The following is a 13037-nucleotide window of genomic DNA, read 5'->3' as shown; positions in this document are numbered from 1 at the left end:
CTAATCAAAATTTAAAAACAGGACTTTTCTCAACGACTCGATTTTTACTGATGAGATTCCGTTCAAGTCCGGATCAGTTTCAGATGAGAATAAGATTGAAAACCCTTGAACCATAAGGGATTAGGAACATGGTGAAATTATCCTTTCGGATCGGGTTCATTTGTATTCCGGTTCAAGTTCCGATCTTATTAGTAAACAGAAATAACTTAATAAACAATAAAGAATAATTACTTTTCCTCTTTTTTGTTTTTGAAATTCTCTGCAATCATTTTTTCAATTCCATCAAGTCGCCTTAGAGCATCTGCAAGATATTTATCTTTTTCATCCTCCGTCATCAGTTCCTGTCCTTCGACATTATCAAAACGAACATCATTCTGCTTACGGAGTTCTTTAGCTTTATCTTGGTAGTACTCTTGACCTCTCAGCAAGTAATCTATGGAGACACAAAAAAAATCAGATATTTTAATAAGTGTTTCGTGATCTGGCTCTCTTTTTCCCTGCTCATATGAAGCATAGGTTGTTCTTGCAATTCCTAATTTATCCGCAACTTCTTGCTGTTTTAATCTTTTATCAACTCTAAGGTCTTTAAGTCGATTAGAAAAATTCAAATTTATCGCCTCCCACGTTTTGTGGAACTAACAATATTATAACTCCACAATAAGCGTAGTATATGCTATTACTCAAAATGAGTAATATTTTTAAAAAAAGTATTTACAGGACTCGTAATGAGTAGTATATTTAAAACAACGACACGTTATGAGTATTGGGGGTGTGAGAAATAGCTTCTAAAGTAAATCAAAGAAATTGGTTAAAGCATATACGTTTATCAAAGGGCCTGACACAGAAAGAAGTTGCAAATAAAGCTAATATTGCTCGAACAACGTACGCGTCTATAGAACAAGGTGAAAGAAATGCACGAGTTCCGACAGCAAAAGCTATCGCTAATGTTCTGGATTTTAAATGGACTCTTTTTTTTGATGATTCAGTACGCGTTTTGAGTAGTGATCAAAAATCAAACACAGCATAGGAGGTACCAAGTATGTTTACCATGCAATACGACGATAACTTCATTGATCAAATTGCAGCAAAAATTGCTGATAGGGCAACAGATATGTTGGTTGAGCGGCTAGGGGCGTTGAATGAGCTACCTCACATCTTAACCAGAGAAGAAGCGATGAAAGTACTCAGATGCGGTCAAACAAAAATGTCTGAACTCATGTCGCGACCTGATTTCCCGGTAAATGATGAGTTCGGCAAGAAAATTCCAACCCAGCTGCTATTTAAATGGATTGAAAGAAATACCCGTTGGGTGGAGGAAAATACCCAGTATTTCCGTAAGGGGGCAACCGCATGAATCAACTTGTTTTTATTGAAGGCGATCAAGTTGTAACCGATAGCCTGACTGTTGCTGAGGTATTCGGAAAGCGTCATGATCATGTTTTACGTGATATTAAAAACCTTGATTCTAGTAAAGAATTTAATCTCCACAATTTTGGGGAGGTTGAATATAAGGACAATAGGAATCGCACTTATAAAAAATATCTCATCAAGCGTGACGGTCTTACATTCTTAGTTTTTGGTTACACAGGTGCAAAGGCAGCGCTGTTTAAAGAAAAGTATATTTCGGAGTTTAACCGAATGGAAAATGAGCTTCAGAAACTAAAGCAGCCGTCTTATATGATTGATGATCCAGTCAGCCGAGCAAAGCGATGGATCACCGAACAGGAAGAACGACAACAGCTTGAACAAACATTGAGGATTCAGGAGCCGTTGGTCAGTTTTGCTGAATCGTGTATGGCGTCTGAAAAATCCCTGCTTGTCAGAGAGGTTGCAAAACTTGCATCAAAACAAGGCATTGTTATTGGTGAGAGGCAGTTGTTTCAGAAATTACGAGATTGGAAGATGATCTTTTCCAACAAAAATGAACCTTATCAAGTATATGTGAACCGCGGTTACTTTGAAGTAGCACAGGGAGTTCGAGAAGTAAGCGGAAAGTCAAAAACGTGGCTCACAATGAAGATTACACCAAAGGGACAAGCCTACATCATTAACAAGTTGAAAAAGCAACAGGCGAGTTAGTGTTTCCATTACTTAAATTTTATCAGTAAAAAACTGAATATATCAGGAGGCAAACATATGGAGAACAACCCATACAATTTGCGAAATTTACCGCAGATTATGCGTGGTGTCCGAAAATCGGCGGGCCTTGCACAGTATCAAATCGGTAATTTAATTGGGGGAAAGGATCAACGATATGTTTCTGATGTGGAAAATGGCTTTAGCAAACTCACTCCTGAACTATGCATTAAGTGGTTTGAAGTATGTGAAGCCTATGAACATATTGATCTCGTGCATTATCTTTTCCGTCTGCACCCAACAGCGGCTGCACCCATTGATCCTGCATTAAATGAAAGTGCAAGTGCCGCGGTAATCAATATGGTCCATCAGTTGGAAGAGGCCTTGGAAGCAACAAAACATCTAGCCCGTTGGCTGGCAAGTGACAGGCCGGGTAGGAGGGCAGGTGAACTGCCAATGGGTGATATTAAACAGATTTTCGATCTTATCCCGGCAAACAAGACACTCATTTATTCACTAGCCCGCGGACACGGTTTAAAGATACAAGAACTAGCTGATAGGTGGACAAGAAAAGCACTAGTTGATCAAGTAGCAATGGCAAAACATGAGGAGAGGCAGGCAATTACGATATGAACAACAATCAATTTCTTAAATCAGATTTAGAAGCTGCTAAACGGAAAGTGGATTCAGCAGAAGAATTGGCGATTATGCTAAGTGAGGCCCTGCGTGATGGTGATTACGAGGAAGCCATTAGCTTAGCCGGAAGCATAAAAGTTTTGACGGAGGATATTAACCGGTTAGCAAACAAAGGCCGTTTGTACGATGTAGCTATGAAAATGCAGCAGCGAGGTATTAATTTAACTGTAATAAGCAGGTGCTCGCAATGAACATTGAAAATCCAATGGTTTTGAACAACTGGCACGATAAAACGTCAGAACCTGAAATAAAAAAGGATTTTTTTGGGGACATCATAATGCCAACAGATGATTATGTAATCGACAGCGGCGAGGTAATTTTGAGGGATAATCTTGAACGGTACTTAAAGGAGCAGCTTGGTTTTGAATTTCAAACATCGCAATAAAAAAGCCCACTCGGCAAAGTGGACTTCGTAAGGCGTTTTGATTATTGATTGGAACCTAATTATATCAAAACGCCTCATAGAAAACAATGGAGGTTTTATAAATGGCAAAATCAATTACAGTGTCATTCAGCGACCGGGCGGACGACCAGGAACGTTTAAGTCAGGTTGGCGGTTCAATTACATTTGATAAGTATGGCCGTCCTGTTTTCAGTTTTCCGTCAATGGACGCATACCGAGAATGGCAGAGGCGCGGCACAAAAGCTTATTTGAGAGAGGTGGCAGCAAAATGAATGGATTGTCTCAGGTAGATTACTCAGATTATATGCCGGCACCTCAACAGGCAACCAACGTGACTACCGAAGCTATGGTCAGTCGTCAAGCTCAAGAGGTACAGGCTGCTATGGTCATTGCTAAGAAATTCCCGCGGGATGTATACGCGGCGTTCGATCGGATTAAGAAAGCATGTGAACGGAGGCTTTTGGCCGAGAACGCGGTGTATGAATATCCGCGAGGCGGCTCAAAAGTATCTGGTCCTTCTATACGTCTTGCTGAAGCGTTGGCGCAGAACTGGGGAAATATTGATTACGGGATTATGGAACTGGAACAGAAGGCAGGAGAATCGTCTGTCATGGCTTATGCCTGGGACCTCGAAACGAATACCCGTCAAACCAAGATTTTCACGGTTAAGCATGAACGGAAAGCGCGCGGTGCTATTACAAAGCTTGATGATCCAAGGGATATTTATGAAATGGTTGCCAATCAAGGCGCGCGGCGGTTGCGTGCCTGCATACTTGGAGTAATTCCAGGCGATATCGTAGATGCTGCGGTTGATATGTGTCAGCAAACATTAATCAGCGGCCATAAAGAACCTTTGGAGGATCGTCTCAGAAACGCTTTATCTCTTTTCAAAAAAGAGTTTGGCGTTACAAAAGAAATGATCCAGGAATACATCGGCAATTCGATCGATGCTTTCACTGAACAAGATTTCTTGAAAATTGGACGCATTTACACGTCCCTTCGTGATGGGATGGCAAAGAAAGAGGATTACTTCAATATCAAGGCCACAGGCGCGACTAAGTCAAAGGCTGAAGAAGAATTTAAAAAGCAAAAAGAGCAAGTTGGGAAGGCAGATGAAAAAAAGAAAAAGGCTGGTGATCCTGCTGATGAGGACGATTCCGGCGCTAAACAAGGAGAATTACTATTCTAACGAGATTGATAGATATTACATGTCAAATTCTCAATATAAGAGCTTTCTGCAATGCGAGGCGGCAACAATGGCCAAGATTAACGGTGAATGGGTGCCGCCGGGTTCAGAGGCTCTCCTCTTCGGTCAATATGTTCATGCCTGGCTTGAAGGGAAACAGGTATTTGATGAATTCAAGAGAAACACGCCATCACTTTTTACACAAAAAGGCCAGCTGTACAAGCAATATCAGTTAGCTGATCTGATGATTGAGGCGATTCAACAGGACGAACTCTGTATGTTCGTTCTGCAAGGAGCAAAGGAAGTTATCGTAACGGCTGAACTTTTCGGTGTTCCGTGGAAAGGCAAGCTGGACGTATACAACCCGGCCGGCAGCCGTTTTGCAGATCTGAAAACAACCCGTTCACTTCGAGAAAAGGTGTGGAATCCGGAAATAGGCTATTGCTCGTTTGTTGAAGCATACGGATACATCGGACAGATGGCGCTTTACGCAGAAATGGAAAAGCGTATGACTGGGCGTAACGAGTGGCTTGAGCCTCTTATCGTGGGGGTGTCTAAAGAGGATCCGCCGGATAAAGCAGTCATCAATATCGATAAGGGTCGAATGGAAGTAGAGCTTGAAGAGATTGAGCAGCGTATGGGTCGTATCCTGCAAGTGAAACACGGCGGCGAAAAGCCGGAGCGGTGTGAGAGATGCAAATATTGCCGTGCAACAAATCAGTTAAACAGTATCATTCATTTCTCGGAGCTGATCAGCTGATGGAAAAGGATTTAATTAAGGTTCCGATTCCGCATTGTTATTACTGGCTGGTTAAGACAGTAAGGCGTGAAATGAGGAAGGGCTTATATACACGGTATGTAACGGACTATCTGAAGACAAATGAACCGTCTTTAGAATTAACAGATATTGATTTTAAGGCTCTAACAGCAGTGTGTAAAAGGAAGTAGGTGAGCGATATGGATACGCAAGGATTAGGCTATGTCATTTTACCCCGCCTGCCATTTAAAGATTCACGGGATGAGACAATATACGATCATTTATTCAAACGGGCAGAGTATAGAGCGGATCAGGATTTAGAGCCCGGTCAGACAATCATTAAGCTTGTGGAATTAGCAAAGCGTTTTAATTGGTCATCCGATCAGATCAAATACTCGTTAGACAGAATGGTCAAGCAGGAGTATTTAAAACTGGACAGGCTGCCGCAAAAACGCGGCTTTATTGTTACAGTTTTGAATTACGCGGATTACATACAGCTTGGCAATTACAACAAGAAGAAGGATCTTGTCCAAGCGTCGGAAGAAAGAAAGGAAGTTGATGAAAAAGTGAAAAATGTCTTTGAATTATTCGAGAACAAAGTCGCCCGTACTATCGGACCAATTGAAGCTCAGCGAATTGGCTATATGGTTGAAGATTACGGCGAGGAGAAGGTCATGGAGGCTATGAAACAGGCTTTCAGGAACAAGGGCAACAAGGTTGGTTTAAATTACATTGAAGCAGTTCTATCAAATCCGTTTACGCAGAAGAGAAAGGAGAAAAAACAGCATGATAGCTCACAAAACACAAAGTACGGACATGGCAATGGCGGGCATTCTCAAAAAACTACGGGACAGGTCAGCCCAATTTTCAGCGGAACAGGCCGCCTCAGAAGAAAAGGTTGAATATGATTGTCCTGACTGCAAGGACAAAGGAATCATTGTTTATCGGATTCACCAAGATACTGAACGACAGCTGAGAAAAGAACAAAAAACAATGGAGAGTCTTAACGCTGATCAAATGGTGAGGGAAGAGGATTACCTAGCAGGAAAAGTGTGCTTGCCGGATAAGGCCCGGGAATGGAAAACCACATTTTCAAAGCAATGCGAGTGTGTAAAACGAAAAAAGATCGCGCGGCTTATGAAGGCCAGCGGCATTACGGAGGAATTTGAAATGCTCTTATTCGGTAATTTTATTACAGACGGCAAGCCTGCCATGATTAAAGACGCATATGAGTGCGCTATGGAATACTTTAAGGATTTTCAAAAAGTTAAAGGAGAACGTTCGAACAGCATCGCCCTCCTTGGGCAGCCTGGCAGCGGAAAAACGCACCTATTAACGGCAATCATGAACAACCTTATTAAGAAAAAATCTGTTTACTGCATGTATTTCCCTTACGTTGAAGGGATGGGGAATTTAAGAGATAACTTTGATCAACTAGAGTCCAAGCTTGATGCAATGAGAAAAGCGGACGTTCTATTCATCGACGATTTATTTAAACCAGTAAAGGGAGAACCGCGGGCCACAGATTGGCAGGTTGAGCAGATCCAGTCGGTCGTTAATTATCGCTACCTGAATCACAAACCCCTGCTGGTTTCATCAGAATTAGATACAGCAGCATTATTAGATATAGACGAAGCGCTCGGATCTCGGATACATCAGATGTGCCGTAATTATACGGTAACCATCAAGGGAGACCGAATGCAATTAAATCATAGGTTAGGAGAATGGGAATGAGCTTAAAAACGAACGTTCAAGGATCCGGAGGGATTTATATGTTCGGCCCCGCTGAACAGACAGGCGGACAGGATCTCACACCGGCGATTAGGGTCCTGGAGGAGAAAATAAGGCAAATGGAGCTGGTGAGAAGTGCTTAAAGCAGTTGCTGCGCTGCCAGTCATATTACTGACTGCACCTTACAAGGAAAAGCAGATCGAGCATTGGGAACAGATTGACGGGAGGTAAAAGGCTGTTGAGTTCTATTCAGTTTATTGTTTACGGAGAGCCGATCGCACAAGGACGGCCGCGAGGATCCATTCAAAACGGAAAGGTTAGAATGTACGATCCTGTAAAGTCAAAAAATTTTAAGCAGTATGTGGCACTGGTTGCGTCTCAGCATCGACCGAAGCAGGTTATTACTGGTCCTGTCGCAATGGAAGTCAGAGTTTTCAGACCGATGCCGAAAACTGTATCCGGATCCAAGAGAAAAAAGGAGAACGCTGAAAAAGGCCTTTTACGCCCTGTAACAAAGCCGGACGTCGATAACTATGTAAAAGGTGTCAAAGACGCTTTAAACCATTTGATATACAAGGATGATAGTCAGGTAGTCGATTTGAAAGTCAGCAAGTTTTACAGCGAAGAGCCGCGGGTGGAAGTCATTATAACGGAGATTGTGTCATGACACGCCGCTTTTTCTATGGACCCTAAATCAAATTATCAGGAGGTCAACAACATGCAAGAAAACAACAATAATCCTTACGTGCCAGGACCGGTGAAGGAATGGAAGATGACGCCGGAAGAACTAGCAGCATATGTCGAAAAACATCCAATCATATACCGAGAGGAACTAAAGCCGTCCCCAGCATTCACAATGAGCGGCTGGGAGAACCCCTACTAAGGGCATAAAAAAACACCGAAGCTTATGCCTCAGTGCTTATGATTCGAATTGGTACTTCTATCATAGCACAGGAGGAGTCTAGGTGTACAACCCCAAAGAAATTAAAAATCATGAAGGAAGTATTCAGCAAAGTATGGAGCCTGGGAAAATCCGTATCATCGTTTTAGATGGTACTGAAGGAACAGCGCATGTATTGGATGTCCCAGAGCACGGAAAGACCATCATCCAAACCTCAAAAGGCAGCTTTGCGCGAGTCGATCACGAAATAGGATTCAAGGTGAAATAAAACGAATGTAATTATTCAGCAAAGGGGTTTTTGAATTGATGCCATTACAAGTCAAATTACAACGTGTCGTCAAAGCAACGAAAGATGAAGCGATGACCGTCGAACAGGCAGCAGAATATTTGAAAGTTCCCAAACAATATATACCGGTCCTTGTAGCGCGTTCAGATGATTTAAAGATGATTGGTGATGAAACAATTATTGCAAAACGGGATAAAACTAATATTTGGCTGGTCGGGGCATGCGTGGGGCTTTTCTTCTTCGCTGTCTCTGTCCTGCCGGGAATGTTGGGATGAGGGGGAATACCATTGCCTGGACTGCGATTATAAAAACTTGATTTAAAAATCCGCGCAAAGCCTGCTGTCCGCACTGTGGTTGCGGCGTGACGCTAAAGTGAATAGAAGAGCATATTAGAATGCTCTTCTATTCGAAAATTAATAGACAAATACGTGTAACTGACCATATACTGAGCCGTTTTTGTAAATAGTTAAATATGCATTGGCACCAGCTTTTTTGCCCCGGACAAGTCCATTGGTATCTACTGTGAAAACAGCACTATTATCTGAATGATAAGCGAATCCTGATCCTAAATATTTTGCATCTAACTGTCTAGAACCCCCAGCTGGTACTTCAAAAGTTGCGTAATAGGATTTAATTGGACCAGGAGATATAGTTGTTTGTGCTTCATTTTTTTGAGGAGTTATCTCCTTAGCTGAAGCCATACCACTAATGGAAAAAGCTAATACAGGAATCGATAGTGCAGTCACAGCAGTCTTTTTGAAATTCATTTTAAACACTCCCTTTTGTTTTTTAATGCAATTGTATTATCACACTTAATACAAAAATATCCAAGGGATTTTCTGTTAATATTTTGTGAACTTAGTTTAAATATATAGTTCTGCCCATGCGCATAGACCCTCGACATGAAAGGGAACTTTGCTTTAATAGAGGCAATTATTTCTTTCACCGCGGAGTCGTTTTTTCAAGATGTGGGATAAGTATATAGGAAAGAGGGAGACAAATGATGTTAGTTATAATTCTAGTTGTAGCTCTATATTTAGTATCCATACCATTTGCGTGGTTAATGACAAAGTTAGGGCATCAAATAGTTCTTAAAAACATATCACCTAAGTTAACCGATGTGGTGTTGGTTTTTCTGCCATTTGCAAATATCACTGTAGGTCTGTTTTATGCAGGTGAAATTTTAAAATCTAAATCTAAAAGGAAAATAAATCCCAGAAAATTCTTTAAAATATAGAAGTAATATATGGTGTCTAGTATAATAATACCTAAAAAGGGGTTTGTTATGAGCTGGGCACAATTTTTTACTATAGCTTTAACTGCAATTTTATCTGCACTCTTCGCAAATTTCGCAACATATCTAAAAGAGAAGAAAATACGCAATGAAAATGCATCAGTAAAATACAAGGAAGAGGCATTAAGCAAAATTTATACACCTATATATAAAATAGTTACAAGAGAATTGTATACGCCAAAAGGATATGACGGTTTAAATCATGAACAAATTACTCAGATAAAAGGTTTTGTTGATAACTTCCCTGAATATTGCACAGAAGAATTAATACTTTTAGTAAATGATCTTTTTGATGATTCAACAAAATTAGATGGCATGGCTAAAATGGGATATTCTGAACCATCAAAAGTGGATGGGAATAACAGACTTTATAATTATGCAACAGAAAAATTTAATTCGATTAGAAAAGAATTAGGAATGATAACTAAATAAATGGTCCAAGACGGAAAGCCTGCGGACACTGATCATTGTACAGAGAAATCTGTGCATTGGTTAGTGTCCGTTTTTTGTTTGCAGAGGGATTACATGAAGCAGGAAGAGAAAGCCCGCTATGAAAGCGAGGAGCAATCTGAACGGCTTCCGGCGGCAGATAATTGCCCAAAAGACCAAACGAGACAGGACGGCGCATTTAAACGAGAATAAAGGGAGGACTCAGAATGCAGGATTTAATCATTGAATATAAAAGAGCATTAAGAGAAACAAGAAAAATGTATCAGCACTATAAAGATACAGCTGAAGTCAATCTGACGGCTGAACAGATCAACGACAAAAAGATTATCAGTAGCATGATCAGTGACATCCAGTACACTCTTGAATGGCTGCAGAACGGAAGACAGCCCGGCGCACGCCGAGGTGCTGATAGAAGAGACACCTACCAAAGAACGATTCTTGCTGATCCGCGTATAATTGATGCGTTGCCGGAAGAGTATGCAATCGTTCAGGAAGCTGAATGGGAGGTAAGCGATTGGGATAAAGAAAGAATCACTGACGCCCTTTCCGTGCTCACAGAAAGAGAAAAAGACATATTCATGATGCATGCTGTGCAAAACATGTCATTCGAAGAGATAGCGCAGTTATTGGGGATTAAAAAAGGAACTGTGCAGAAGAACATTGAACGTTCCCGTCTGAAAATGAAAAATAGAGCAGATCACAGCCTATTCTGTTTAGCGTGAATAGGCTCTTTTTTTATTGGAGAAATAAAGAAAAAATCCCATCAAATAAATTGACGCAAGTAAAGTATTAGGGTATAATTAAAGTATAGAAAGGAGGGAAAGAAAGTGGCTGAAATCGCATTGGTACTGGGGATTATCCTCACAACTCTCACAGTTGTTGAAAAAGTCCTCATCATCAGGGAAAAGCTTAAAACAAAAAAGCCCAAAATCAAAAAACGCCGTCGACCAAGAAAGCGCAGATGATTTTGAGCCGAGGGAGAAGGTAGCGCTTCTCCCTTGCTCCTAGTATAACAAAAATAAAAAATAAAGACATTATTTGAAAGCCAGCCACTTTCAAAAAAAATGAAAAGTGTACAGTCTACTACCGATATTGTTGTTCTCCTTGCCCTGGCGTATATGTTGTTCTTCCGTCAGGATGTGGCAGCGGGGCCATTAAAAACGGCTCTCGACATTAGTCTGATCATTTTATTTGTTGTTTCAATCATTGAAAAAGCATTTTCCCTTTACTTGAAATATCTCGAGAAAAAAGGATGATTCAAAAATGTACAAGCCTAAAGAGCGTGATGAAATTAAGAAATTCTTGAATGAAGAGATACTCAATACAAGTGAAGCTCTTGAGATATTGGGGTTCACCCGTCAGTATCTGAACCAGTTAGTAAAGGCCGGCGAATTGGAGCCAGTGAAAGAAATGCCTCGGGACAGGCTTTTTCTCAAAGAGGATATTTTGGATTTTCAAAAGAATAGACGGAAATGAGCATCCGAAAAATAGGGTGCTTTTTTTATGCAACAATATTTATTGGAAAAAAATCAATATTTTTCATATAATTATATTGACGATGGTAAATATAAGTGTTATAATTAAAGTATCGAAAGGAGGTGTTAACGAGCATGGAAATCGTTGAATTCATCCTTAGGGATACAGCTTGGTTAGTCGGAATTCTCGTTGGGATTACGACACTGATCAAGAACATCAAAGACCTAAAGGGTGATAAAAACAAAAAACGACGTTCTCCCGCCAAGAAGAAACGTCGCAAATAACCCATGAGGGGAATTACTTCCCCTCCTTGTATTATAACATCTTAATGGGTCTTAAACAAAACCATTAAAATTCCATGCTCGGAGATAATGAAAAAAATATTAGACTCAACAACACTGTTATTTTTCGTCTTATTCTGCTTACAATTCGCTCGAATGGATTATAACAACCTTACTGTACTGGACATAATATCAATAGTGCTGGCAGTTATCTGGCTTACGCTGACAATTATAAACGTAGTTATGAAATGGAGGAATTCAAAGGATGGATAAGTTTGTATTTAGTGATGTCGAAGAATTGAGAGAGTTCCTTGATAAAGAAGTCATAACCACCTCAGAAGCGGTCGAAATCATCGGATGCAGTCGACAAAACCTTAAACAGCTAGTTGATCATGGAACGCTGAAGCCAATCAAAACAACGAATAGAGATCGTCTTTTCTTAAGAAAAGATATTGCGGCTTATAAAAAGAAACGTTAATTCCATCTATAATAAAATGATGTTTTTCGTCTTACAGTTGCCACCTATTTATGAAGAAAACTTATTATAGACTTTACCTTGCTTCCTAATAATTATAAAATTACAACATCCATTGTTTTATTAACACCTGTTTTAGATTAAAATGATATTGCTCAGAAAATTTTTTTGACTCTCTGTGAGGTGAGTAATATGGACTTGAAAAAATGGTTCGCAAACAACAAATGGATATATTTGACCGTATTATATATAATCGCAATGATCTTCCAATTCTCAATTAATAAATGGCGTTTTATTATAACTCCTGCTGGGATTGGTCTTATTATAGCTCTTTTAACTACTATATTAACCAATTCAAAGGCAGTTAAAAAATTTCTGCGCAAGATCAAATACTTTATTGGTTTCTCTATGTTTAAGTGGGAAGCACAAGCAGACTTTACAATAAAACGTGATAACATTAATTCTACATTAGAAGCAGAAGAAGAGAAAATCTTAAAAATCCTGCTATTATCACTTAAAAATAACAAAGAAAACCATAATAAAAAAGATGTGCGTATATCTTATAGTAAGCATAGAAATATGATATTAACCATTAAGGACTATGTCGTCGACATGGAATTTTCTCTAACAGACTTAGCTGGTATTGATGATGACGGTGATGAAGTAATAGCACTAAAAATAAAGACAATTGCCTCCTTGCGTTATAAGGACAGCAATAAAGCTATTGAAGGTATACTGTTAGAGTTTTATTATCAACTCTGTAAAAAATATGAACCATCGTATGAAAAGTACACATTTACGATAGAGCCAGAAAAAGCAGGTAAAGATTACATGAAAAAGATTTTTATTAACGAATACGATCCTGATGAAATCACGGCTTTTGAAATTAGAAACAATAATACACGCTATAATGAATTTGTCACACAAAAAAGTATAAATTTTGTAACAAAAAGGAGAGATGAACTAAAGAATTTGGTAAAAAGTGCGATATTAAGATTGTCTTAACCAAAAATGGAGGGTTGCAA

The 13037-nt window shown here is 39.7% G+C and carries 26 protein-coding genes; 24 read left to right on the top strand and 2 right to left on the bottom strand.

Features of this window, described 5'->3' with window-relative positions:
- Positions 1 to 227: 227 nt before the first annotated feature.
- On the bottom strand, positions 228 to 608 hold the full coding sequence (locus HAP68_RS10490) for a helix-turn-helix domain-containing protein (protein ID WP_043021753.1): 381 nt from the start codon (positions 606 to 608) through the stop codon (positions 228 to 230).
- Positions 609 to 778: 170 nt separating this feature from the next.
- On the opposite strand from HAP68_RS10490, the gene HAP68_RS10485 reads away from it, so the two are divergent.
- From HAP68_RS10485 to HAP68_RS10415, 16 genes are all read left to right on the top strand, one after another.
- Positions 779 to 1027: a helix-turn-helix transcriptional regulator gene (locus HAP68_RS10485; RefSeq protein ID WP_076983071.1), complete on the top strand. Its 249-nt coding sequence runs from the start codon at positions 779 to 781 to the stop codon at positions 1025 to 1027.
- Between the two features lie 12 nt (positions 1028 to 1039).
- A complete protein-coding gene (locus HAP68_RS10480; protein ID WP_032863594.1) occupies positions 1040 to 1354 on the top strand; it encodes a hypothetical protein in 315 nt (104 codons plus the stop codon).
- On the top strand, positions 1351 to 2079 hold the full coding sequence (locus HAP68_RS10475; protein WP_046341368.1) for a phage regulatory protein/antirepressor Ant: 729 nt from the start codon (positions 1351 to 1353) through the stop codon (positions 2077 to 2079). Before HAP68_RS10480 ends, HAP68_RS10475 begins: the two co-directional genes overlap by 4 nt.
- A gap of 57 nt (positions 2080 to 2136) precedes the next feature.
- Positions 2137 to 2709, top strand: coding sequence for a helix-turn-helix domain-containing protein (locus HAP68_RS10470; RefSeq protein ID WP_014418218.1), 573 nt, complete (start codon positions 2137 to 2139; stop codon positions 2707 to 2709).
- Entirely contained in the window at positions 2706 to 2963 is a 258-nt protein-coding gene (locus tag HAP68_RS10465; RefSeq protein WP_014418217.1) for a YqaH family protein, read from the top strand. The genes HAP68_RS10470 and HAP68_RS10465 overlap by 4 nt, the downstream gene beginning before the upstream one ends.
- Positions 2960 to 3157, top strand: a complete 198-nt coding sequence (locus HAP68_RS10460) for a YqaI family protein (protein ID WP_046341367.1) — start codon at positions 2960 to 2962, stop codon at positions 3155 to 3157. The genes HAP68_RS10465 and HAP68_RS10460 overlap by 4 nt, the downstream gene beginning before the upstream one ends.
- A gap of 101 nt (positions 3158 to 3258) precedes the next feature.
- Entirely contained in the window at positions 3259 to 3447 is a 189-nt protein-coding gene (locus HAP68_RS10455; RefSeq protein WP_038458929.1) for a hypothetical protein, read from the top strand.
- Positions 3444 to 4364: a hypothetical protein gene (locus HAP68_RS10450; protein ID WP_025852621.1), complete on the top strand. Its 921-nt coding sequence runs from the start codon at positions 3444 to 3446 to the stop codon at positions 4362 to 4364. The genes HAP68_RS10455 and HAP68_RS10450 overlap by 4 nt, the downstream gene beginning before the upstream one ends.
- A complete protein-coding gene (locus HAP68_RS10445; RefSeq protein ID WP_371877451.1) occupies positions 4288 to 5121 on the top strand; it encodes a PD-(D/E)XK nuclease-like domain-containing protein in 834 nt (277 codons plus the stop codon). The genes HAP68_RS10450 and HAP68_RS10445 overlap by 77 nt, the downstream gene beginning before the upstream one ends.
- Positions 5122 to 5318: 197 nt before the next feature.
- On the top strand, positions 5319 to 6020 hold the full coding sequence (locus HAP68_RS10440) for a DnaD domain protein (RefSeq protein ID WP_046341364.1): 702 nt from the start codon (positions 5319 to 5321) through the stop codon (positions 6018 to 6020).
- Complete coding sequence (locus tag HAP68_RS10435) at positions 5941 to 6852, top strand: ATP-binding protein (protein ID WP_079891877.1); 912 nt, start codon at positions 5941 to 5943, stop codon at positions 6850 to 6852. Before HAP68_RS10440 ends, HAP68_RS10435 begins: the two co-directional genes overlap by 80 nt.
- Positions 6849 to 6992 (top strand): hypothetical protein, encoded by a 144-nt coding sequence (locus HAP68_RS19565; RefSeq protein WP_192840832.1) that lies wholly within the window; start codon positions 6849 to 6851, stop codon positions 6990 to 6992. The genes HAP68_RS10435 and HAP68_RS19565 overlap by 4 nt, the downstream gene beginning before the upstream one ends.
- Before the next feature lie 95 nt (positions 6993 to 7087).
- Positions 7088 to 7516 (top strand): RusA family crossover junction endodeoxyribonuclease, encoded by a 429-nt coding sequence (locus HAP68_RS10430; RefSeq protein ID WP_046341362.1) that lies wholly within the window; start codon positions 7088 to 7090, stop codon positions 7514 to 7516.
- 51 nt (positions 7517 to 7567) lie between these two features.
- Positions 7568 to 7732 (top strand): hypothetical protein, encoded by a 165-nt coding sequence (locus HAP68_RS10425; RefSeq protein ID WP_162918043.1) that lies wholly within the window; start codon positions 7568 to 7570, stop codon positions 7730 to 7732.
- Between the two features lie 82 nt (positions 7733 to 7814).
- The gene (locus tag HAP68_RS10420) at positions 7815 to 8018 is read left to right on the top strand and encodes an XtrA/YqaO family protein (RefSeq protein WP_025852610.1); all 204 of its coding nucleotides are present in this window, start codon (positions 7815 to 7817) and stop codon (positions 8016 to 8018) included.
- 35 nt (positions 8019 to 8053) lie between these two features.
- Complete coding sequence (locus HAP68_RS10415) at positions 8054 to 8311, top strand: hypothetical protein (RefSeq protein ID WP_046341360.1); 258 nt, start codon at positions 8054 to 8056, stop codon at positions 8309 to 8311.
- A gap of 138 nt (positions 8312 to 8449) precedes the next feature.
- Here HAP68_RS10415 and HAP68_RS10410 read toward each other — a convergent pair whose 3' ends face one another.
- Entirely contained in the window at positions 8450 to 8803 is a 354-nt protein-coding gene (locus HAP68_RS10410; protein WP_046341359.1) for a hypothetical protein, read from the bottom strand.
- A gap of 236 nt (positions 8804 to 9039) precedes the next feature.
- Between HAP68_RS10410 and HAP68_RS10405 the strand changes: the two genes are divergently transcribed.
- From HAP68_RS10405 to HAP68_RS10370, 8 genes are all read left to right on the top strand, one after another.
- On the top strand, positions 9040 to 9273 hold the full coding sequence (locus HAP68_RS10405) for a hypothetical protein (RefSeq protein ID WP_131242019.1): 234 nt from the start codon (positions 9040 to 9042) through the stop codon (positions 9271 to 9273).
- Between the two features lie 48 nt (positions 9274 to 9321).
- Complete coding sequence (locus tag HAP68_RS10400) at positions 9322 to 9762, top strand: hypothetical protein (RefSeq protein ID WP_046341357.1); 441 nt, start codon at positions 9322 to 9324, stop codon at positions 9760 to 9762.
- A 224-nt stretch (positions 9763 to 9986) separates the two neighbouring features.
- Positions 9987 to 10502 carry a sigma-70 family RNA polymerase sigma factor gene (locus HAP68_RS10395; protein ID WP_046341355.1) on the top strand — a complete coding sequence of 172 codons (516 nt, stop codon included), beginning with the start codon at positions 9987 to 9989 and terminating at the stop codon, positions 10500 to 10502.
- 105 nt (positions 10503 to 10607) lie between these two features.
- Positions 10608 to 10745 carry a hypothetical protein gene (locus tag HAP68_RS10390; RefSeq protein WP_014304494.1) on the top strand — a complete coding sequence of 46 codons (138 nt, stop codon included), beginning with the start codon at positions 10608 to 10610 and terminating at the stop codon, positions 10743 to 10745.
- A 298-nt stretch (positions 10746 to 11043) separates the two neighbouring features.
- Positions 11044 to 11256 (top strand): helix-turn-helix domain-containing protein, encoded by a 213-nt coding sequence (locus tag HAP68_RS10385; protein WP_046341354.1) that lies wholly within the window; start codon positions 11044 to 11046, stop codon positions 11254 to 11256.
- Positions 11257 to 11390: 134 nt separating this feature from the next.
- On the top strand, positions 11391 to 11540 hold the full coding sequence (locus tag HAP68_RS10380; protein ID WP_162839616.1) for a hypothetical protein: 150 nt from the start codon (positions 11391 to 11393) through the stop codon (positions 11538 to 11540).
- Positions 11541 to 11802: 262 nt separating this feature from the next.
- Complete coding sequence (locus tag HAP68_RS10375; RefSeq protein WP_032863616.1) at positions 11803 to 12015, top strand: helix-turn-helix domain-containing protein; 213 nt, start codon at positions 11803 to 11805, stop codon at positions 12013 to 12015.
- 189 nt (positions 12016 to 12204) lie between these two features.
- Entirely contained in the window at positions 12205 to 13017 is an 813-nt protein-coding gene (locus tag HAP68_RS10370) for a hypothetical protein (protein WP_032863619.1), read from the top strand.
- The last annotated feature ends 20 nt before the right edge of the window (positions 13018 to 13037 follow it).

The sequence above is a fragment of the Bacillus sp. Bvel1 genome (genome assembly GCF_014872755.1).
GTDB classification, from domain to species: domain Bacteria; phylum Bacillota; class Bacilli; order Bacillales; family Bacillaceae; genus Bacillus; species Bacillus velezensis.
This window is presented reverse-complemented; position numbering and strand designations above follow the sequence as displayed.